This window comes from Amycolatopsis taiwanensis DSM 45107, from assembly GCF_000519205.1.
Lineage (GTDB): Bacteria > Actinomycetota > Actinomycetes > Mycobacteriales > Pseudonocardiaceae > Amycolatopsis_E > Amycolatopsis_E taiwanensis.
In genome coordinates, this window is sequence record NZ_KI912601.1 from 310,351 (window position 1) to 329,598 (window position 19,248).

17 protein-coding genes are annotated in these 19,248 nt (G+C 70.2%); 7 read left to right on the top strand and 10 right to left on the bottom strand.

The genetic code is table 11. The annotated features are described in order from the left end of the window. Nucleotides 1–51: 51 nt before the first annotated feature. On the bottom strand, nucleotides 52–3,069 hold the full coding sequence (locus A3CU_RS0140965; RefSeq protein WP_027947114.1) for a helix-turn-helix transcriptional regulator: 3,018 nt from the start codon (nucleotides 3,067–3,069) through the stop codon (nucleotides 52–54). Nucleotides 3,070–3,132: 63 nt separating this feature from the next. Then, nucleotides 3,133–3,333 carry a hypothetical protein gene (locus tag A3CU_RS0140970; protein WP_027947115.1) on the bottom strand — a complete coding sequence of 67 codons (201 nt, stop codon included), beginning with the start codon at nucleotides 3,331–3,333 and terminating at the stop codon, nucleotides 3,133–3,135. Between the two features lie 197 nt (nucleotides 3,334–3,530). On the opposite strand from A3CU_RS0140970, the gene A3CU_RS0140975 reads away from it, so the two are divergent. Further along, on the top strand, nucleotides 3,531–4,199 hold the full coding sequence (locus A3CU_RS0140975; protein ID WP_084144217.1) for a DUF4232 domain-containing protein: 669 nt from the start codon (nucleotides 3,531–3,533) through the stop codon (nucleotides 4,197–4,199). A 54-nt stretch (nucleotides 4,200–4,253) separates the two neighbouring features. Here A3CU_RS0140975 and tesB read toward each other — a convergent pair whose 3' ends face one another. The 4 genes from tesB to A3CU_RS49270 all read right to left on the bottom strand — a co-directional run bounded on the left by tesB (nucleotide 4,254) and on the right by A3CU_RS49270 (nucleotide 8,285). Beyond that, complete coding sequence (gene tesB, locus A3CU_RS0140980; RefSeq protein ID WP_027947117.1) at nucleotides 4,254–5,162, bottom strand: acyl-CoA thioesterase II; 909 nt, start codon at nucleotides 5,160–5,162, stop codon at nucleotides 4,254–4,256. A 95-nt stretch (nucleotides 5,163–5,257) separates the two neighbouring features. After that, nucleotides 5,258–6,682, bottom strand: a complete 1,425-nt coding sequence (gene pyk / locus A3CU_RS0140985; protein ID WP_027947118.1) for a pyruvate kinase — start codon at nucleotides 6,680–6,682, stop codon at nucleotides 5,258–5,260. 161 nt (nucleotides 6,683–6,843) lie between these two features. Next, on the bottom strand, nucleotides 6,844–7,509 hold the full coding sequence (locus tag A3CU_RS0140990) for a DUF2461 domain-containing protein (RefSeq protein ID WP_027947119.1): 666 nt from the start codon (nucleotides 7,507–7,509) through the stop codon (nucleotides 6,844–6,846). 53 nt (nucleotides 7,510–7,562) lie between these two features. Further along, nucleotides 7,563–8,285, bottom strand: a complete 723-nt coding sequence (locus A3CU_RS49270) for a DedA family protein (protein ID WP_052373061.1) — start codon at nucleotides 8,283–8,285, stop codon at nucleotides 7,563–7,565. 316 nt (nucleotides 8,286–8,601) lie between these two features. Here A3CU_RS49270 and A3CU_RS0141000 point away from each other — a divergent pair, with 316 nt between their 5' ends. Beyond that, nucleotides 8,602–9,747 carry a sensor histidine kinase gene (locus A3CU_RS0141000; RefSeq protein WP_027947120.1) on the top strand — a complete coding sequence of 382 codons (1,146 nt, stop codon included), beginning with the start codon at nucleotides 8,602–8,604 and terminating at the stop codon, nucleotides 9,745–9,747. Beyond that, the gene (locus A3CU_RS0141005; protein WP_027947121.1) at nucleotides 9,738–10,382 is read left to right on the top strand and encodes a response regulator; all 645 of its coding nucleotides are present in this window, start codon (nucleotides 9,738–9,740) and stop codon (nucleotides 10,380–10,382) included. The genes A3CU_RS0141000 and A3CU_RS0141005 overlap by 10 nt, the downstream gene beginning before the upstream one ends. Before the next feature lie 102 nt (nucleotides 10,383–10,484). Here A3CU_RS0141005 and A3CU_RS0141010 read toward each other — a convergent pair whose 3' ends face one another. Continuing rightward, nucleotides 10,485–11,510 carry a 6-phosphofructokinase gene (locus A3CU_RS0141010; RefSeq protein ID WP_027947122.1) on the bottom strand — a complete coding sequence of 342 codons (1,026 nt, stop codon included), beginning with the start codon at nucleotides 11,508–11,510 and terminating at the stop codon, nucleotides 10,485–10,487. Nucleotides 11,511–11,791: 281 nt separating this feature from the next. On the opposite strand from A3CU_RS0141010, the gene A3CU_RS0141015 reads away from it, so the two are divergent. Further along, nucleotides 11,792–12,868 (top strand): 3-deoxy-7-phosphoheptulonate synthase, encoded by a 1,077-nt coding sequence (locus A3CU_RS0141015; protein WP_027947123.1) that lies wholly within the window; start codon nucleotides 11,792–11,794, stop codon nucleotides 12,866–12,868. Between the two features lie 78 nt (nucleotides 12,869–12,946). On the opposite strand, the gene A3CU_RS0141020 is transcribed toward A3CU_RS0141015, so the two are convergent. Beyond that, nucleotides 12,947–13,444, bottom strand: coding sequence for a polyadenylate-specific 3'-exoribonuclease AS (locus A3CU_RS0141020; protein ID WP_027947124.1), 498 nt, complete (start codon nucleotides 13,442–13,444; stop codon nucleotides 12,947–12,949). Between the two features lie 103 nt (nucleotides 13,445–13,547). Continuing rightward, entirely contained in the window at nucleotides 13,548–14,309 is a 762-nt protein-coding gene (locus A3CU_RS0141025; protein WP_027947125.1) for a lysophospholipid acyltransferase family protein, read from the bottom strand. A 184-nt stretch (nucleotides 14,310–14,493) separates the two neighbouring features. Here A3CU_RS0141025 and A3CU_RS0141030 point away from each other — a divergent pair, with 184 nt between their 5' ends. The 3 genes from A3CU_RS0141030 (at nucleotide 14,494) to A3CU_RS0141040 (ending at nucleotide 17,157) form a co-directional block, all read left to right on the top strand. Next, a complete protein-coding gene (locus A3CU_RS0141030) occupies nucleotides 14,494–15,234 on the top strand; it encodes an alpha/beta hydrolase (RefSeq protein WP_027947126.1) in 741 nt (246 codons plus the stop codon). Nucleotides 15,235–15,322: 88 nt separating this feature from the next. Continuing rightward, entirely contained in the window at nucleotides 15,323–15,769 is a 447-nt protein-coding gene (locus A3CU_RS0141035; RefSeq protein WP_027947127.1) for a hypothetical protein, read from the top strand. 275 nt (nucleotides 15,770–16,044) lie between these two features. Further along, entirely contained in the window at nucleotides 16,045–17,157 is a 1,113-nt protein-coding gene (locus tag A3CU_RS0141040) for a glycerate kinase (protein WP_027947128.1), read from the top strand. Between the two features lie 56 nt (nucleotides 17,158–17,213). Here the strand turns inward: A3CU_RS0141040 and A3CU_RS0141045 are convergent, their stop codons facing one another. Then, nucleotides 17,214–19,160, bottom strand: a complete 1,947-nt coding sequence (locus A3CU_RS0141045) for an AfsR/SARP family transcriptional regulator (RefSeq protein ID WP_245617551.1) — start codon at nucleotides 19,158–19,160, stop codon at nucleotides 17,214–17,216. Between the last annotated feature and the right edge of the window lie 88 nt (nucleotides 19,161–19,248).

Sequence of the window (19,248 nt, forward strand, 5' to 3'; positions counted from 1 at the left end):
TCGAAGTGGCCGGCAGCTGAGCGGCTACGCCGCTACGAAGCACTACCCAGGTCAGTTCGCCACCGGTCTGGTGAGCAGGCCGCGGTCGTAGGCGATCGCCACGGCCTCGGCCCGCCGGGCGGCGCCCAGCTTGTTCATCACCCGCGACAGGTGCACGCTGACCGTCTTTTCGCTGATGAACAGCTCCTCGCCGACCTGCCGATTGGTGCGGCCGAGCGCGACCAGTTCGAGCACCAGGCGTTCGCGCTCGGTCAGCGGATCGACCCGGTCCCGCCGCGGCGCCTCGGCCGCCGCACCGGGCAGCTCGATCCGGGCGCGGCGCGCGAGGCCCTGGATCGCCGCTCGTAACGGCACCGCCCGCAACCGCTCGGCGACCTCGTACGCCAGCAGGAGCTCCTTGCCGGCACGGGTCTCGCCACGGCCCAGCAACGCCTCGGCGTAGTGCCAGCGGCTGATCGCCTGCTCGTAGACCGCGCCGTAGCCGAACCCGGCCACCGCCGCGGCCCAGGAGTCCGGATCCGCGGGGCCGTCCAGCCCGCTCGCCGCCGCCTCGGCGCGGGCCAGCCACGCGCGCCCCTCCGGCCCCACCTGGCCCGAACGCGGCCGCCCGTGCTCGGCGCCGTGCCGGACCATGGCGAGCAGTTCCGCACCGTCGGCCGCGGCGGCCGTGGCGGCTGCGTCGTCGCCCCGCAGCCGGGCGGCCGTGGCCTGTGCGGCGGCCGCCTCGATACCCAGCGACCCCACCCGGATCTCGGCCATCCCCCAGTGGTCTCCGGTGCTTTCGAGGAAGTCGACGACCTCCCGGACCCGGGCGATGGCGAGGCCGAAGTCCTCCTGCCAGTAGGCCAGTTCCGCACCGGCGAGAGTGGTCAGCGCGATCAACGGTTCGGCCCGCCAGTGCGGGCGCAACTCGGGCAGCAGCCTGGCCACGGTGTCGAACCGGCCCCGCGCCACGGCCAGCGGAACCCAGGACGCGGTCAACCGGGCGGCGACCACGCTGGACACGCCCCGGCCCGGCCGCGCGGAGGGCTCACTGGGCCAGTCGCCGCTGACGTAGCGCAGCCACAGGTGCCGGGCGCGCAGTTCCAGGCCGAAGTTGCTCCAGGTGAGCCCGGTCTCCTCGGCGCGCCGGACGCCCCGCTCGTAGCTCTCGATGGCCGGCTCGATCTCGGCCTGGTCCTCATGGCTCAGCCCCAGGAAGTACACCGCCCTGAGCTCGACGTCGGACGCGTCGACGCTGCGCGCCTTCCGTTCCGCCTCACCAAGATGCCGGCGGGCCTCGGCGAAGTTCCCCGAGTTGTCGGCCAGCGTGCCGAGCGTGGTCAACGCGGCCGCCTCGGCCCCGGCGGTGCCCACCGCGCGCGCGTCGGCCACCGCGGCCCGGGCGCTGTGTAGCGCTTCCTCACGCCGGCGGATCGCGCGCAGGATGGCCGCCCGGGTGGCCAGCACCCACGCTCTGGTCTTGCTCGGCTCGCCCTCGGCCACCAGATCCCAGGCATGTCCGATCGCCTCGACCGCCTCGTCGAGCGTGCCCTCGACGTTGACCAGCGCCTCCGCCAGGCGGCGCCAGACCCGGGCCGCCCGCTCGGGCTCGGTGTCGGGGCGCAGCGCCTGCACCGCCGACCGCGCGTAGGCGATCGCGCGCTCGGGCTCCCCCGAAGTGCCGGCGAAATGGGACGCCTCGTGCAACAACAGCAGTTCGTCGTGCTCTGGCGGGCGCTCGGACTCTCCGACCGCGTCCCAGATTTCCAGCGCCTGCTCGACATGACGCAGCGCGGCGCCGGGAGCGCCGAGCCGCTCCGCTTCCTCGGCCGCGCGCAGCAGCGCGGGCAACGCCGTGTTCAGGTCCTTGCTCTGCAGGCTGTGGTAGGCGAGTTTGGCGTCGTGCCCGCGCCCCTGCGGTACCCGCTTGATCCGGGCCGCGTAGGCGGCATGCATCCGGGTGCGCTCACCCGGCAACAGATCGCCGTAGACAGCCTCTTGCAACAGGGCATGCCGGAACGTGTAGGCGCCTTGCTCGATCACCAGCACGTGATGCTGCACGGCCTCACGCAGAGCCTCGTCGAGTTCCAGCTCCCCCAGCCCGGACACCTCGGCGATCGCGCCGTGCATCACCGAGTCGCCGGCCACCGAGATGACCCGCAGCGCGCGGCGGGCGTCCGGGGAGAGCCGTTCCAGCCGGGCGAGCAGCACCTCCGCCAGCCCCGCGGGCAGATCCACGGAGTCGGCACACGAAGCGAGCAGTTCCTCGGCGAAGAACGGGTTGCCCTCCGCGCGTTCCACGACGCTGGCCACGACTTCCGGGGAAAGGGGCCCGTCCGCGAGCGCTTCCACGAAGGCCCGGGCGTCCTGGGGGCCAAGCGGCGCAAGCTGGATCCGGGACACCGCGGGCAGGCGGACCAGTTCCACGAGCAGACTCCGCAGCGGATGCCGCCGGTAGACGTCCTCCTCGCGGTAGCTCGCCACCACCAGCAGCCGCTGCCCGCGCAGCCGGGAAAGCAGGAACGACAACAGGTTCCGGGTGGAACCGTCGGCCCAGTGCAGGTCCTCCAGCACCAGCAGCACCGGCCGGTTCGCGGCGATGTCGGTGAGCGTGCCGAGCACCGCGTCGAACAGCTGGAGCTGCCCGAGATTCTGCTCCGCACGAGCGCGTTGCGGCACGTCGTGCTCGGAGCCGGAGACGACCGGCACCTGCTCCCACTCGATCAGCGGCCCGGACTGCGGCAGCGGCAGCAGCCGGCCCAGCGCCGGGCGGGGACCGACCGCGCCGGCCACGACCTCGTCGTCCATGGTGGCCAGCGGGCCGAACGCCTCCGCGAACGGCAGGTAAGGCAGGCCGCCTTCGCGCACGTCGAGACAGCGGCCGGTGAGCACCAGCGCACCGCGGCCGGCGGCGAACTCGCCGAGCTCGGTGAGCAGCCGCGTCTTGCCGACCCCGGCATCGCCCGCGACGAGCACCGCGCCGGCCTCCCCGCGTTCAGCGCGGAGAAACGCGGCACGGAGCCGGCGCAGCTCGTCGACTCGCCCTACCAACGGGATTCCAGAACCTAGACGCGGCACGAGAAGCATTGTCCCTCACCCCACCGACAGCTCCACCACGGTTTCCGCTCCGGGCGCGGTGCCCGGCCGTCCTCATCCGGCCCGGGTCCCTACCCGCGGGCGCTGGTCGCGACTCGGCCACCGCTGCTCCGGTACCGCGATCGCGGCCTCGCGCCGCCCCAGCTTCCGCCACCACCTGCCGCCGTATCCACTGCTACCGCGGGTCTTGTGCAGCTCCTCGGTCCGGTAGGCGACCTCGGCCTGCACCCTGTCGAACAGCCAGTCCTCGTGCACTGACGATCCCCTCTTCTCTTTCTCCGGTGTTCTTTCTCCAGCGAGTTCCACAGTCGTCCTGAGGGAGGACCCGTCGCATCGGACGATCACCTACGTCCGGGCATCGACCGACCCCTTACCCGCGCGCGGGAGTAAGGGTTCGACGCAACCCCGGCGGTCAGCAGGCGTCCTGGAGACCGAAAGCGAGGAACAGAGCAATGAGGGGACACAGCATGGTGGTCGATCGGACTCGGATGTTGGGCGCACTGGCCGGACTGCTCGGTGGCGCGCTCCTGGTTGCCGGCTGCAGCCAGCAGCCGGCCTCGTCTCCGAGCCCCGCGCCGGGCGGCAGCTCGGCCAACCCGGCACCGGGGATCGCCGTCGGCGATTCGCCGGTCCAGGCCGCCAACCCCACCAGCGGCCAGCAGGCCACTGGTGGCGGCTCGTGCACGGCCAAGGACTTCAAGGTGGATCTCAACGTCCAGCCCGATCGGCCCGGCATCCTGCTGATGGCGGTGGAGAACACGTCCAAGAAGGTCTGCAAGCTCAACGGCTGGGCCGCCGTCGCGCCCATGGACGCCTCCGGCAGCACCTTCAACGTTCCGACCAAGAAGGTGGAGATCCCGGGCAGCCCGACCCAGGTCGACCTTCCCCCGGGTACGAACGCCTTCGCCGGGGTGCGGATCGAACTGGGCAGCAAGGCGGATGACCGGGTCGCCACCGGCTTCGACGTCACCCTGCCAGGGGTGAGCGACCCGGTGAACGGAAACATCGTCGGCACCGACGGAACCGACAGCAACAGCGGCCTCTACGCCGAGTTCCCGGTCAAGTCGATGCAGGTCGGCACGCTTCAGCCGGCCGCACAGGGCGTCACCGTCTTCGACTGATCCAGAACGAGTAAGGGCGCCTTACGAGCAGACAGTTGCTCGTAAGGCGCCCCATCAGCGGACCACTCGGAGCAGGCCTTCCTGCACCACCGTCGCGATGAGCCTGCCGTCGGCGGAGAAGAACCGGCCGGTGGCCAGACCGCGCCCACCGGAGGCGCTCGGCGTCGCGGTGTCGTACAGGAACCACTCGTCCGCCCGGAACGGGCGGTGGAACCACAGCGCGTGGTCGAGGCTGGCGCCGACCACGTGATCCAGCTCCCAGTAGACGTCGTGCCGGGCCAGCGGCGAATCGAGCAGCGTCAGGTCGGAAGCGTAGGTGAGCACGCAGACGTGCAGCAGTGCCTCGTCCGGCAGCTTGCCGTCCGCGCGCATCCACACCTGGTTGCGCTCGCTGCTCCGGCCGGTACCACGGGTCGCCCAGGGCGGGTCGTTGACGTAGCGGAGGTCGATCGGGCGGGGCTGGGTGCCGAAACCGGGCAGTTCCGGGAAGTCCCGCAGCCGCTCGGCGAGCGTCGGCAGCGTCTCGGGAGCGGGCACGTCGGGCATCTCATCGGCGTGTTCCAGGCCTTCCTCCTGCTTCTGGAACGACGCGGAGAGCGAGAAGATCGCGTTGCCGTGCTGGATCGCGACCACCCGGCGGGTGGTGAACGAGCGGCCGTCCCGGATCCGGTCGACCTGGTAGACGATCGGCACCCGGGGATCGCCGGGGCGGATGAAGTAGGCGTGCAGGGAATGCACCTTGCGCTCGGCCGGCACGGTCCGCCCGGCCGCGACCAGCGCCTGCCCCGCGACCTGCCCGCCGAACACCCGGACCGAGGAGGTTCGCGGGCTCACTCCGCGATAGATGTTCTCCTCGATCTTCTCCAGATCCAGCAGGGCGACCAGGTGATCGAGCACCGGCTGCCCGCCCGCGCCGACCGACGCGTCCAGCTCGGCCGCGGCATCCCTCGCGACCTCAGTCATGCCGTTTCGTCCGCTCGGTGGTCACCTTGACTGCCGCGACTCGATACCAGGGGTGCCATGCCTCGACCCTACTGTCCGGTTCCGCCGAGCCAGGGCTACGCGTGGTCGTCCTCACCAAGGCGGTGCACGCGGATGAGGTTGGTCGAGCCGACCGTGCCGGGCGGCGAACCGGCCACGATCACGACCAGGTCGCCCGGCTGGTACCGCTCCATCTCGAGCATGGCGTGGTCGACCTGCTGGATCATCTGGTCGGTCGAGCCGACCTCGGGGACGATGTGGGTCGTGGTGCCCCAGGTCATCGAGAGCTGGCTGCGCACGCTCTCCTCCGGGGTGAAGGCCAGCAGCGGCAGCCGGGTGTGCAACCGGGCCAGGCGGCGCACGGTGTCGCCGGACTGCGTGAACGCGACCAGTGCCTTGGCGTTGAGCCGCTCCCCGACGTCCCGGGCGGCGAAGGAGATCACGCCGCGCTTGGTGCGGGGCACGTGGGACAGCGGAGGCACGGTCGGCGAGTCGGCCTCGACGGCCTCCACGATCCGGCCCATCGTCTGCACGGTTTCCACCGGGTAACGGCCGACGCTGGTCTCACCGGAGAGCATCACCGCGTCGGTGCCGTCGAGCACCGCGTTGGCCACGTCGGATGCCTCAGCACGGGTCGGGCGCGAGTTGTTGATCATCGAGTCGAGCATCTGCGTGGCCACGATGACCGGCTTGGCGTTCTCCCGGGCGATCTGGATCGCCCGCTTCTGCACCAGCGGAACCTGCTCGAGGGGAAGCTCCACCCCCAGGTCGCCGCGGGCGACCATGACGCCGTCGAAGGCGAGCACGATGGCCTCGAGGTTGTACACCGCCTCGGGCTTCTCCAGCTTCGCGATCACCGGCACGCGGCCCCGGCCGAGCCGGTCCATCACCTGGTGCGCCTGGTCGATGTCGGCCGGGGACCGCACGAACGACATCGCGACGAAGTCCACCCCGAGGTTGAGCGCGAACTCCAGGTCCTCGACGTCCTTCTGGGACATCGCCGGCACGGACACGTCCATGCCCGGCAGCGAGACGCCCTTGTTGTTGCTGACCGGCCCGCCCTCGGTGACCTGGCAGACCACGTCCGGGCCGTCGACGTCGGTCACCATCAGGCCGACCTTGCCGTCGTCGACGAGCAGCCGGTCGCCGGCCTTGGCGTCGGAGGCCAGTCCCTTGTATGTGGTCGACACCCGGTCGTGTGTGCCGGCGACGTCCTCGACCGTGATGCGCACGGTGTCGCCGGTGCGCCACTCGACCGGTCCGCCGGCGAAGGTGCCCAGGCGGATCTTCGGCCCCTGCAGGTCGGCGAGGATGCCCACCGCGCGGCCGGTCTCCGCGGCGGCGGCCCGCACCAGGTCGTAGACCTGCTTGTGGTCACCATGACTGCCATGGCTGAAGTTCATCCGTGCGACGTCCATTCCGGCGTCGACGAGGGCACGGATCTTCTCGGCCGTGGCAGTCGCCGGGCCAAGGGTACACACGATCTTCGCACGTCGGCTCACGTCTATATAGCGTAGCGCCTGCTTCCGCGCACGTCTTTACCGATCTCTAAAACGGTCAAGAGTTTGACTTCCCGTCACGTGGCCGATGCTCAGGGTTCCCCGGTCAGCGCCGGGTCTCGCGGTGAGCGCCGGGGTTTCGCGGTCAGCGCCGGGTTTCACGGTCAGCGCCGGGGCTTCTCACTCACGCCCACGTGATCGCGGGCCCATTCGTTCAGGTCGCGTACCTGCCGCCAGGCCGCTCGCACCCGGTCGAGGCACGCCCGTTCGTGCACCGTGTCGTCCGGCTCCCAGGTGCGGACGGCGTACAGCGACCGGTGCCGGAGCAGGTCGATCCGCGGATGGTCCTCGGCATAGCCGCGGGGCCGGCTGCGCAGGACGTCACCGGCGATGGTCCAGCCCAGGCGGCGCAGCCGGGCGACGATCTTCTCCAGCGCCTCACCGTGCACGCCGGTGTCGACGGCCTGGCGGAACCGGGCCAGTTGGTCGGACTGCAGGTGGAAGCAGCCGCCGCCGGTGCGCAGCCCGGCCGACGAGATCTCCACGTAGTAGGCGCCCGCGCCGCGGCCCTTTTCGATGACCGCGCCGCAGTGCGTCTTGTACGGGGTCTTGTCCCGGGAGAACCGGACATCGCGGTATGGCCGGAAGACCTTGCCTTCCCCGAAATCCCGGCCGAACTCTTCGGCCAACTCGGCGAGCAGGGCCTCCATCGGCGCCCGCACGTGCTCACGGTAGGCCGTGAGGTTGTCCTCCCAGTAAGCCTTCGTATTGTCGGCGACGAGACCGTCGAAGAACTCGATGGCGTGTTCCCCGAACCCCGCGAATTTCATGGAAAGCACCTTAAGGTCGGCCGGTGACGGCCGCCGGGGCCTGGGCCCGGCGATCACCGCTCCCAGCTGCGCCCGCGGCCCGTGCTCCAGACGTCGATGACCTGGGTGGCGTCGGGATCGGCCGGCCCGCGGCCCCGCCCCCGGTTACGCAGCCTGATCACCACGAACAGCGCGACGACGACCGCCACGGCCACGATGACGATTCGCTGGAAGATGTCCGCGTATTCGTTGACCAGATACCACTTGACGCCCAGGGCATAACCGGCGAGCACGAAGATCGTGTTCCAGATGAGGCTTCCCGCCGTGGTGAGGAAAAGAAATTTCGGCAAGTTCATCCGCTCGACCCCGGCGGGCAGGGAAATGACGCTGCGGAACAGCGGGACCATCCGGCCGAGGAAGACCGCCTTGGTGCCGTGCCTGGTGAACCACGCCTCGGCCCGGTCGAAGTCGGAGACCTTCAGCAACGGGATCTTCGCGATCAGTGCCCTGGTCCTGGCTCGCCCGAGCATGGCTCCCAGCAGGTAGACGATGATCGCGCCGACCACCGATCCCGCCGTCGTCCAGGCCAGTGCGCCGGGGAGGCTGAGCGTGCCCTGGCTTGCGGAGAAACCCGCCAGCGGGAGCACCAGTTCACTCGGAATAGGCGGAAACAGGTTGTCGGCGCCGACCGTGAGCGCCACGCCCGGGCCGCCGAGGGAGTCCATCAGGTCGACCACCCAGCCGGCGAGACCGCCCAACGGCTCGGCGGCGCTTTCGGCAAGCAGGAATTGCTCCATTTTTCGAATACCCCTTGGAATTGCGGATCAAATGCTGTGTTGTTTGGCACGGGTGCGGGCGGCCAGACCGTGACATCTCTTTTCGGCTGCCGGTCGATCACAAGGCGGCCTGCCTTTCCGCCCACGTGCAGCGTCGTTGTCTGTCGCCACAAGTGCCAACCTTGCGTTTTGAACTGGGTTCTGCCTATGAAAGTTATGGCGGCCCGACCGGCGAAACCATGAGGTCAACCATCGAGATGTGTGCGGGCGGCCACAGGCGGAATACTGCGGAAAACCTCATCCCGGCGGCCCGGCCCGGCCGGTTACCGTGGCGTCCATGCACCAGGACCTCCGTGCCCGCGCGATGCTCACGCGCTGGCTGTGGGCAGCGGTGAGCGTCCTGTTTGGCGCCGGCACCGCGCTGGCCGAGTTCGGGTTCTTGCTGCTGACGCCGCTCATCGCGCTTCCCGGCCCACAGCGCGAGCCGCTGTCCCGCCTGGCGGTGCGGCTGACCGAAGTCGAGCTGCGCCGGATCACCCGCTTCCACGGTCCGCTGTACGTCGACGCGCTCAGCCCTCAGCGATGCCGGCGTTACCTGGCGCTGCGCTGGCTCGTCGGCGGACTCGGCTTCGGTGTGCTGCTGATGCTGGTGCTATGTGTCACGACAGCGGGTTCGATGCTGTCCGCCTGGGCTCTCGGCGGCGACTGGGGACTGATCGAGAACAGCAACCAGCGCGTCGACACCTCGCTAGTGGCGCTGACCGTGGCACCCGGCACAATGTTGATCTTCGTCAGCATCGTGGGCGTTTCCGGCGTGAGCACGCTGGATCACTGGCTGGCGACGCAGGCGCTGGGTTCCGGTGATCTCATGCACCGGCGGATTCTGGAGCTGACCAGCACCAGGGCCGAGGTGATCGAGGCGATCAACGACGAACGCCGGCGCATCGAGCGGGACCTGCACGACGGAGTCCAGCAGCGGCTGGTGGCGCTGGGCATGCTCGTCGGCCGGGCCCGCCGCGCGACCGGGGGTGCCGTACTGGAGCAGGCGCAGTCCATGGTCCAGGAGGCGATCGGGGAGCTGCGTGAGGTCGCCCTGCGGATCTACCCCAGTGCCCTGGATTCAAGCGGTCTCCAGGCCGTTCTCGAGTCACTGGCCCAACGGTCGAGCGTTCCCGTCCGGCTTTCGTTCGGGCTGGCCTCCCGGCTGCCGTCGGCGTTGGAGACGGTGATCTACTTCGTCGTGTCCGAAGCACTGACCAATGCGGCCAAGCACGCCGACCCGACCCTGATCGAGGTGACCGTGACCCCCGGCGAAGACCGGATCCGGGTGGTGATCACCGATGACGGTCCGGGCGGCGCGGACCCCACCGGCACCGGGCTGTCGGGCCTGGCCAGCCGGGTCGCCGCGGTCGACGGCCGGTTCCTCGTGCACAGTCCCCCGGGCGGGCCGACGTCGCTGGAAGCGAGCCTGCCGTGCGCGTGATCCTGGCCGAGGACTCGTCACTCTTGCGCGAGGGCCTGGCTTTGTTGCTGGCCGAAGAGGGGTACGAAGTGGTCGCGGCGGTGTCTAATGCCCCCGACCTGATCAGCGCGACCGCAGAACATCGCCCCGACGTCGTGGTCACCGACGTGCGCATGCCGCCGACACATCACGACGACGGGCTCCGGGCCGCACTGAAAATCAGGCAGGAGTGGCCGGAAACCGGTGTGCTCGTGCTCTCCCAGTACGTGGAGAAGAGGTACGCCACAGAGCTGATCACCAACTTCCCGAGCCGGGTCGGCTACCTGCTCAAGGACCGGGTCGCGCAGGTCGACGAGTTCCTCGACGCGCTGGTCCGGATCGCGGCCGGTGGTACGGCGTTCGACCCGGAAGTGGTCCGGCAACTACTGACCCGCACCACCCACGCGGACCCGCTGGAGCGGCTCACCCCGCGCGAAAAAGAGGTCCTCGAGCTGATGGCCCAGGGCCTGACCAACGCACGGATCTCCGAAACCCTGCATATTTCCCAGAGCGCCACGGAAAAACACATCAACTCGATCTTCGACAAGCTGGACCTGGCGCCGTCGAGCGGCCTGAGCCGGCGCGTGGTCGCCGTGGTCTCCTACCTCGGCAGCTGAATCTCACGGACGCCAAGCCGGTGACGTGGGATCCAGCCGCCGTGGCGGGAACTCGCCGCGCCCGGTCGCGAAAACGCGTGCTGACCCGGGCGCCGGGGCAGGTCAGCCGAAGAAGACCTCGGCCTCTTCGTACCGGCTCTGTGGCACGGTCTTCAGCTCGGCGGTGGCCTCCGACAGCTTCACCCGCACGATGTCGGTGCCGCGCAGGGCGACCATCGTGCCGAAGTCGCCGTCGACGACCGCGTCCACCGCGTGCAGGCCGAACCGGGTGGCCAGCACCCGGTCATAGGCGGTCGGGGTGCCGCCGCGCTGCACGTGGCCGAGCACCACGGCCCGCGACTCCTTGCCGGTGCGGGCGGCGATTTCCTCGGCCAGCCAGGTGCCCACGCCGCCGAGCCGGACGTGCCCGAACGCGTCCTTCTCGCCGCTGTGCAGGGTTTCCACGCCGCCTTCGGGCAGCGCTCCCTCGGCGACCACGATGATCGGCGCGTACATCCGCTCGAACCGGCGCTCGACCCACTCCACGACCTGGTTCACCGAGAACGGCCGCTCCGGCACCAGGATCACGTTCGCGCCGCCGGCGAGGCCGGAGTGCAGCGCGATCCAGCCGGCGTGCCGGCCCATCACCTCGACCACCAGGGCCCGGAAGTGCGACTCGGCGGTGGTCCGCAGCCGGTCGATCGCTTCGGTGGCGATGTGCACCGCGGTGTCGAAACCGAAGGTGTAGTCCGTGGCGGCCAGGTCGTTGTCGATGGTCTTGGGCACGCCGACGACGCCGATCCCGTCGTCGGTCAGCTTCTTGGCCACGCCCAGGGTGTCCTCGCCGCCGATGGCGATCAGCGCGTCGACGCCCTGAGCGGCCAGCGTCGCCTTGATCTTGTCAACCCCGCCGTCTTCCCGGTACGGGTTGGTGCGGGAGGAGCCGAGGATGGTGCCGCCGCGGGCGAGGATGTCCTCCACGTCGCCGAGCCCCAGCGGCTTGCTCTCCCCGGTCATCGGGCCGCTCCAGCCGCTGCGGAAGCCGACGATCTCCCAGCCGTGGACCTCGATGCCCTTGCGGACGACGGCGCGGATCACCGCGTTCAGGCCGGGGCAGTCGCCACCGCCGGTCAGCAGACCGACTCGCATCGGATCAATCCCTTCCAAGAAGTCTTTCCCTGTCAACGCCAGCGTAGACCCGCCCCCGCTTGATCGGTCAAGGCACCGGGCAACCGGCCGCGACCGGGGGACGCGGTACGCGTGCTACGTTGGTTGCGTGCTGCGGCGTTATTTCTGGTTTAGCGGGCCGGCCCTGGGTGGGCCAGCCGGCGAGATCGCCGCGCGCTGAACCACTCCACCCACGAGCCGGATACCCAGACCGGCTCGGTGGACTCTCCCGGCGGGCCGGTCAGGAAAGGACCAACCCCGCCATGCAGATCACCGCCGGCCCCGCGGAATCCCTGGACAACCAGCGAACCGCCGCCATCAGCCCACTGATCTCCCCCGCCCTGCTGCGGCAGGAGCATCCGCTGGACGTCGCCGTCGCCAAAACGGTCGCGCAGGGCCGCGCCGACACCGTCGACGTGCTCAAGGGCCTTGACGACCGGTTGATCGTCATCGTCGGCCCGTGCTCGGTGCACGACCCCGAAGCCGCCCTGGACTACGCGCACCGGCTGGCCGAGCGCGCCACGGCCGTGCGCGACCAGTTGCACGTGATCATGCGGGTGTACTTCGAGAAGCCCCGGACCACCCTCGGGTGGAAGGGCCTGATCAACGACCCCGGGCTGGACGGCGGCTACGCCGTCAACCAGGGCCTGCGCCTGGCTCGCAAGCTGCTGCTCGACATCTCCGCGCTCGGGCTGCCGGTGGGCTGCGAGTTCCTCGACCCGATCACGCCACAGTTCATCGCCGACACGGTCAGCTGGGGCTCGATCGGCGCGCGCACCGCGGCCAGCCAGGTGCACCGGCAGCTGTGCAGCGCGCTGTCCATGCCGGTCGGGATCAAGAACTCGACCGAGGGTGACGTGCAGGTCGCCATCGACGCCGCGCGGGCCGCCGCGGCCGGCCACGTGTTCCCCGGGATCAACGCCGACGGGCTCGCCGCGCTGATCACCACCTCCGGCAACCCGGACTGCCACGTCATCCTGCGCGGTGGTTCCGGCGGCCCGAACCACGACGCCGAGACCGTACGCGACACGGTGGACCGGCTGGAGAAGGCGGGGCTGCCCCAGCGGCTGATCATCGACGCGAGCCACGGCAACAGCGGCAAGGACCACCGTCGGCAGGCCGTGGTGGCCGGTGAACTGGCCGAGCGCATCGGTCGCGGCGAGCGCGGGATCGTCGGCGTGATGCTGGAGAGCTTCCTGATGGCCGGGCGCCAGGATCTCGTGCTCGGGCGCGCCGGCGAACTGAACTACGGCCAGAGCATCACCGACGCCTGCCTCGACTGGACCACCACCGCGGCCCTGCTCGACGACCTCGCCGCCGCGGTGGCCGCCCGTCGCTAGAGAGTGCTTCGAAGTGGCTTGCGTGGTTTGCGGGTAGCGGTGGGAAGCCGACGGCCCACCGCAGGCGGCTCCGGCCGCTCAGAAGCGGCCGCGGCGCTGGCGGTGGGCTTCGATGGCTCGCCAGCGCTCGAGATTGTGGCGCGCGTCGGCGAGTGCATCGTGGGCATCGGTGGGCGGCGCCGGCATTTTGGGTTTGCCGACGTCCTCCCACCGCTGCCGCAGGTCACGGGTGAACCGCGGCAGCTGGCGCGGCAGGTCGGGCATCGCGCCCCACAGCTGCGCCAGTGCCACGTGGTCGTAAGCGGCGTACCAGGCCCACAACTCGATGCCGCCGGACGGCTTGCCGAAGAACTCCAGCAACTCCTCGCGGATCTGCTTGCGGCTGCGCCACGCCCGGTCGCCCGGCGAGGGCAGCTTCGGCAACACGTTCTCGCGCACCCAGAGCCCGGCCTTGGCCGGATCGAAGTCGGTGGAAACCGCGTAGAACTCCCGGCCCCGCTCGTCCACGACACCGATCGAAACCAGATCGATCGTCACGCCGTCCTCGATGAACTCGGTGTCGTAGAAGAATCGCACCGGAGCACTTTAGTCCTGTGGGGGCAAGCCCCCACACCCCCGCTGGGGGAAGCCCCCAGACCCCCTCGTGCCTGCCGTGCCAAGCCGCTTGGCCCCTTGGTTCTCAGCCTGCCTTCGGCTCCGGTACCCGCTCGGCCTCGGCGGCCGAGGGCTGCGATGGCACGGTGGGGCGGACCCCGGCGGCTTCGGCGGCGATCAGTTCCTTGGCACGGTCCGCGTAGATGTCCACGTACTCCTGATCGGACAGTTCCATCAACGCGTACATGATCTCGTCGGTGATGGAGCGCTCGACGAATCGGTCCCCGGACAGCCCGTCGTAACGGGAGAAGTCGAGCGGCCGGCCGAACCTGATCTCCAGCCGGCGCGGCCGCCACAGCTTCGACCCGATGGGGTTCACCTTGTCCGTGCCGATCATCGCGACCGGGACCACCGGCACCCCGGCCTCCAGCGCGATCCGCGCGACGCCGGTCTTTCCCTTGTACAGGCGGCCGTCCGGCGAGCGGGTGCCCTCCGGGTAGATGCCGAGCAGGTGCCCTTCCCGCAGCAGCCGGATCGCGGTGTCCAGCGCAGCCTGCGCCGCGGAACCGCTGGAACGGTCGATGGGAATCTGGCCGGCGCCGATGAAGAACCATTTCTTCAGCCGGCCCTTGAAACCCTTTTCCGTGAAGTATTCCTGTTTCGCCGGAAATGTCACCCGGCGCCTTACCCGGATCGGCATGAAAAAGGAGTCGGCGACCGCGAGGTGATTGCTGGCCAGAATCACCCCGCCCTGCTCGGGAATGTTCTCGGCGCCGGTGACCCTGGCCGGCCACAGCAGCCTGAGGAGTGGCCCGAGTAGCACGTATTTCAGCAACCGATACAGCACCGCTTCACGGCCTCCTGCCTGCCCGAACCTGCCCTAACCGACCAGCGTACGAACCGTGACGACCACCGCACAACCGCAGGCCGGCCGGTGCGCGGGATCTCACACGCGCGTCGGGGATCCCATCATCGCCCACGGCGTGGGACGATGGGGGCCCAATCACACAACGGACGGAAGGACACCGCCCATGCTCGCCGGTGCCGAACCGTTCTCCCACTCGGGGACGGGCGAGGTCGCCGTGCTCCTGTGCCACGGCTTCACCAGCACCCCGCAGAGCATGCGGTCGTGGGCGGAGTACCTGGCGGCGCGGGACTTCACCGTGCGCGCCCCGCTGTTGCCCGGGCACGGCACCACGTGGCAGGAGCTCAACCGCACCCGCTGGCCCGACTGGTACCTGGCGGTCCGCGAGGAACTGCTGTCACTGCGGGAAACCTGCTCCCGGGTGTTCGTCTGCGGGCAGTCGATGGGTGGCACGCTCGCCCTGCGGCTGGCCGAGGAGTTCGGCGAACAGATCGCGGGACTGGTGCTGGTCAACCCGTCGGTGATGACGCAGCGCTGGGACGCCAAGCTGCTCCCCCTGCTGTCGCGGGTGCTGCCCTCGGTCCCCGGTATCGGCAGCGACATCGCCAAGCCCGGCTCGACCGAACTGGCCTACCGCCGCCTTCCGGTCCGCGCCACCGCGAGCCTGGCCCAGCTGTGGCGGGTGGTGCGCGCCGACCTGCCGAAGGTCACGCAGCCGATCCTGTTGCTGCACTCGAGGGTCGACCATGTGGTGGAGCCGGTCAACTCGCGGATCGTGCGCGACTCCGTCCGCAGCGAGCGGGTCGTCGAGGTGTTGCTGGAGAACAGCTTTCACGTCGCCACCCTGGACAATGACGCGCCTTTGATCTTCGAACGTAGCGTTGAGTTCGTGCAGGAGGTCGGATGAGAAGCGCGCTATGGAGTAGCGCTCTGTCAGGGCGCGGCAACCAAGGGACGTCCTCGGCCCAGGCGCCCCGCACCGCGAAGGAACTGCGATGAGTTCGCGCGACACCGATCCCGAGGACGTGGACGCCACGTTCGCCGCGATCGTCGCCGACCTCGAAGCCGAGGGTGTCGGCAAGTTCGAGGAGGAAGAGAAGCCCGGCGAACCGGCCGAGCGACCTCGGCCCGGGAATGGGGAAGAGGCCTGGCGCACCGGCGGCACCTCCTGGGAGCAGACCGTGCTCGGCGACGATCCCGCCGAGGACAACGAGCACTACGTGCCGCCCGAACCGCCGCCGCTGCCCCGGCCGGGCAAGGGCGCGTTCGTGGTGTTGCTGCTGTTGGTGGTCGGGTTGTTCGTGCTGATCGCGCCGGGGGTGATCGGGCTCGGCAGCAACGTGGGGACGCCGCTGGGCATTCTGGCTCTCGCCGCCGCGATCGCACTGGCCCTGCTGCGGGTCAAGCAGGGTCCCCATGACGGAGACGGCGCGCAGGTCTGAGCGCGCATACGGCCATCCGGCGGTGTCGTAGGGTTCGGCCATGCTTGGAAAAGATGGCGCCCTCGGTGGTCCGCCTGGCGGCGACGGGTTGAGACAAGGGGTGTCATGCAGTGCCCTTCGCGAGTTTGCGCGCGACCGCGATCGTGTCGACAGGGCGCTCCTGACGAACTCGGGTCACGTTGTCCTTAATGGCGCCCTGCCGCCCCGCTAGCGGGGCCTGGCGGCGGCGCGCTCTGTGGTCACCCTGCCAGCCGCGGGTTGCCACAATGGGTGTCATGCCTCGAGTCGTGATCGCGCCGGACAAGTTCAAGGGCTCGCTGCCCGCCGACGGCGTCGCGTCGGCCCTCGCGGCCGGGTTGCGGCACGCGGCGGCGGACGTGACGGTGCTCGAATGCCCGATCGCCGACGGTGGTGACGGCACGGTGGCCGCCGCGGTGGCGGCCGGCTTCGACCGGGTGCCGGTGGTCGCGACCGGGCCGACCGGCGAGCCGGTGGAGACCGCGTACGCGCGGCAGGGCGACACGGCGGTGGTCGAACTGGCGGCGGTCTCCGGGCTGGGCCTGCTGCCCGGTGGCCGGCTCGCCCCGTTGACGGCGACCACGCTCGGCGTCGGCGAGGTGATCCGGCGGGCCCTGGACGACGGATGCCGGCATGTCGTGCTCGGTCTCGGCGGGAGTTCGAGCACGGACGGCGGCGCCGGGCTCGTGCGTGGTCTCGGCGCGCACCTGCTCGACGCGGACGGCGGCGAGTTGCCACCGGGTGGCGCCGCGCTCCTCCGCCTGGCCCGGCTCGACCTGAGCGGCTTGCGAAAGGTCGAGATGACCGTGGCCAGCGACGTGGACAACCCGCTGCTCGGGGAGCACGGGGCGGCCGCGGTGTACGGCCCCCAGAAGGGCGCCACTTCGGCCGACGTCGAGCTGCTCGATCGCGCGCTACGGCAGTTCGCCGATGTCGTCCGCGCGGAGACCGGGGTCGATCTGGCCACCGCACCGGGTGCCGGGGCGGCCGGTGGCACGGGGTTCGCCGCCCTGGCGATCCTGGGCGCGACCTTCCGGCCGGGCATCGACGTCGTGCTGGAGCTGACCGGCTTCGAAGACAAGCTCGGCGGGGCGGACCTGGTGATCACCGGGGAAGGGTCGTTCGACGAGCAGACGTTGCGGGGCAAGGGCCCGGCCGGGGTCGCCGCGGCGGCGAAGGCACGCGGCATCCCCGTGGTGGCGGTCGCCGGGCGCGTGACCCTGGGCGCGGAAGTCCTTGCGCACCATGGCTTTTCCGCGGCCTACTCGCTGTCCGAGATCGAACCCGACCTGGCCCGCTCGATGGCCCGGCCGGCCGAGCTGCTCACCCGGCTCGCCGCGCGGATCGGCGCCGAATGGTTGGGATCCTAGGCAGTGTTTGGAAGCGCGCGTCACCTCAGGCGGAAACACGGACTTTGAGACGCGCTCTAGCGGGTGCCGAAAAGGTGATCGAGAGCCGCCAGGATGTCGTCGACCGGACCGAAAGTGATCATCGCGGTGGTTCCGCCCGCGATCTCGCCGCGCAGCGGGCGGAGGGCATCGTGCGCTCGCGTGGCGAGTGATTCGTCCTGGAGCAGGATCGCGGTGTGCGCGTTGACTGCCCAGAGTGCGTCGTACAGGTGGTCGGCAGGGGGCGTGGGCAGGGTGGCGGCGGCGCGGCGGGCCGCCGCGAGGTTGCCGCGGGCGAGGTCGAGGAGGGGCTGGACCCAGGGACGGTAGGGACCCCAGTCGAGACCGGGGTCCGTTGGCGCCGGACGTTGGTGGCGCAGGCGAAGGGAAAGGAGCGCGAGCGCGAAAATGCCGGCTTCCAACCCGGGCATGCCGGCGCTGGCGAGCTCGGTGGCCAAGGCGCGGTAGGCGTGCGCGACCTCGGCGGGTTCGTTCGAACGTTGCGCCAGCCGCATGGTCCGGAAAGCCGTGGTGAGAACGTGAACAAGGGGAATTTCGTGGCTGGGGGCGAGCCGCTCGGCCGCCACGACGTGAGGTTGCGCGGCCTCGGTGTCTCCGCGCGCCGCGCATACCTGGATCTTGATCAGATGGCCGAGGATCTCGAACGCCGGAAGATCATGCCGGGTGGACAGATCGATGAGCTCGCCGGCGAACGCGTCGCGTTCGCCGGTGCGCCCGGGGTGTTGGAAGGACTGCACGAACCGGGCGTTGAGCGCGAGTACCAGCACGCTCGGGTCGCGAAGGTCCCGGGCGAGTTGTTCGGCTTCGGCCGCCGCCTCGGCGGCCCAGCGGTCCCGGGTTCCGCGATGCTCAAGCCCGATGGTGGCGAGCAGGCGTGCCCGGAGGGCGGGTGAAGTTCCTGGTCCGAGCCGGTGGAGCGTGCGCCGGGTCGTCGCGACCAGTGCCTCGGACCGGGCGGGATCATCGGCGCGGGTCCAGATGGTGGGGACGTCGTAGGCCGCGATCACGCGGGCGGTGAGATCGGGGTCTGAAGTTCGTTCCGCTTCCGCGACGGCCGCGGCGCGTTGCTCTTGGGCGAGTACCAGGTTGGTGCCGCCAGTGATCGCGGCGGCCCCGGCCACGGTGCTCATCGAGCGCAGCCGCGTGTAGGTCCCCGTCGCTTCCGTGCGGTTGAGCAGGCGCAGCCTGTCCTCGTCACGGGGCGAGGGCGTCAGGTGTGGAGCGTGCCGGAGGATGTCACGTTCGAGATGGTCGAGACTGTCCACCGATTCCAGCCCGAACTGATCCAGCAGCCTGGCCCGCGCGCTACGCAGCGAAGCCAGCGCGTCGACCTGGCGGTCGGCCTGGTAGAGAGCATGGGAAAGAAGGACCCAGGCTTGCTCCCGCCACGGGTGTGTGGTCGCGAATGCCTCCAACTCCGGGATGAGGGGCGTGCCGCGCCCGAGGTCGAGCACCGCCCGGGCGCGCAGTTCGATGGCTTGACGGTGAAGCTCTGCCAGGCGGGCGCGCTCCCGCACCAGCCAAGGCGAGGCGTCGAGGTCCGCGTACGGCTCGCCCGCCCACCACGAGAGCGCTTCGCTCAGCGCGCCGGCTACCTGGCCACTCGGTGCGTGCCGCGCGGCCCGAAGGGCGTCCTCAAAACGGTGGGCGTCGACTCGTGCCCGCGGAATCCGAAGGGCGTATCCAGTGCCGACGGTCTCGATTACCTGCGACCGGGTCCGAGGGGAACGATCCGGTTCAAGTGCCCGGCGCAGCTCGGAGACGAAGGTGCGGACCGTCCCGGCCGCGGTGGGCGGAGGGTCCTCCCAGAGATCCTCGATGAGCAGCGGAAGCGGGACGGCTCGGCCGCCGGCCGCGACCAGCCGTCCGAGAAGCTCACGGCGGCGCTGGCTGCCAACCGCTATCGAGCGGCCCTCACCGTCCTTGACCGATATCGGCCCGAGCACGTCGATGAGGATTTCCACATATCCCATTGTCGTCGACGCCGGGCTGCTGCTAATCCGGCTCTTCACAGTTGGTCGATGACATCGAGCACGGTGTGCGGGGCTGGCG

Coding starts and splice junctions, on each gene's coding strand:
- tesB (WP_027947117.1), bottom strand. CDS start 5,162: ATGACTGAGGTCGCGAGGGATGCCGCGGCCGAGCTGGACGCGTCGGTC.
- A3CU_RS0141035 (WP_027947127.1), top strand. CDS start 15,323: ATGAGTTCGCGCGACACCGATCCCGAGGACGTGGACGCCACGTTCGCC.
- A3CU_RS0141040 (WP_027947128.1), top strand. CDS start 16,045: ATGCCTCGAGTCGTGATCGCGCCGGACAAGTTCAAGGGCTCGCTGCCC.
- A3CU_RS0141010 (WP_027947122.1), bottom strand. CDS start 11,510: ATGCGAGTCGGTCTGCTGACCGGCGGTGGCGACTGCCCCGGCCTGAAC.
- A3CU_RS0140990 (WP_027947119.1), bottom strand. CDS start 7,509: ATGAAATTCGCGGGGTTCGGGGAACACGCCATCGAGTTCTTCGACGGT.
- A3CU_RS0141030 (WP_027947126.1), top strand. CDS start 14,494: ATGCTCGCCGGTGCCGAACCGTTCTCCCACTCGGGGACGGGCGAGGTC.
- A3CU_RS0140975 (WP_084144217.1), top strand. CDS start 3,531: ATGAGGGGACACAGCATGGTGGTCGATCGGACTCGGATGTTGGGCGCA.
- A3CU_RS0141000 (WP_027947120.1), top strand. CDS start 8,602: ATGCACCAGGACCTCCGTGCCCGCGCGATGCTCACGCGCTGGCTGTGG.
- A3CU_RS0141015 (WP_027947123.1), top strand. CDS start 11,792: ATGCAGATCACCGCCGGCCCCGCGGAATCCCTGGACAACCAGCGAACC.
- A3CU_RS0140965 (WP_027947114.1), bottom strand. CDS start 3,069: ATGCTTCTCGTGCCGCGTCTAGGTTCTGGAATCCCGTTGGTAGGGCGA.
- A3CU_RS49270 (WP_052373061.1), bottom strand. CDS start 8,285: ATGGAGCAATTCCTGCTTGCCGAAAGCGCCGCCGAGCCGTTGGGCGGT.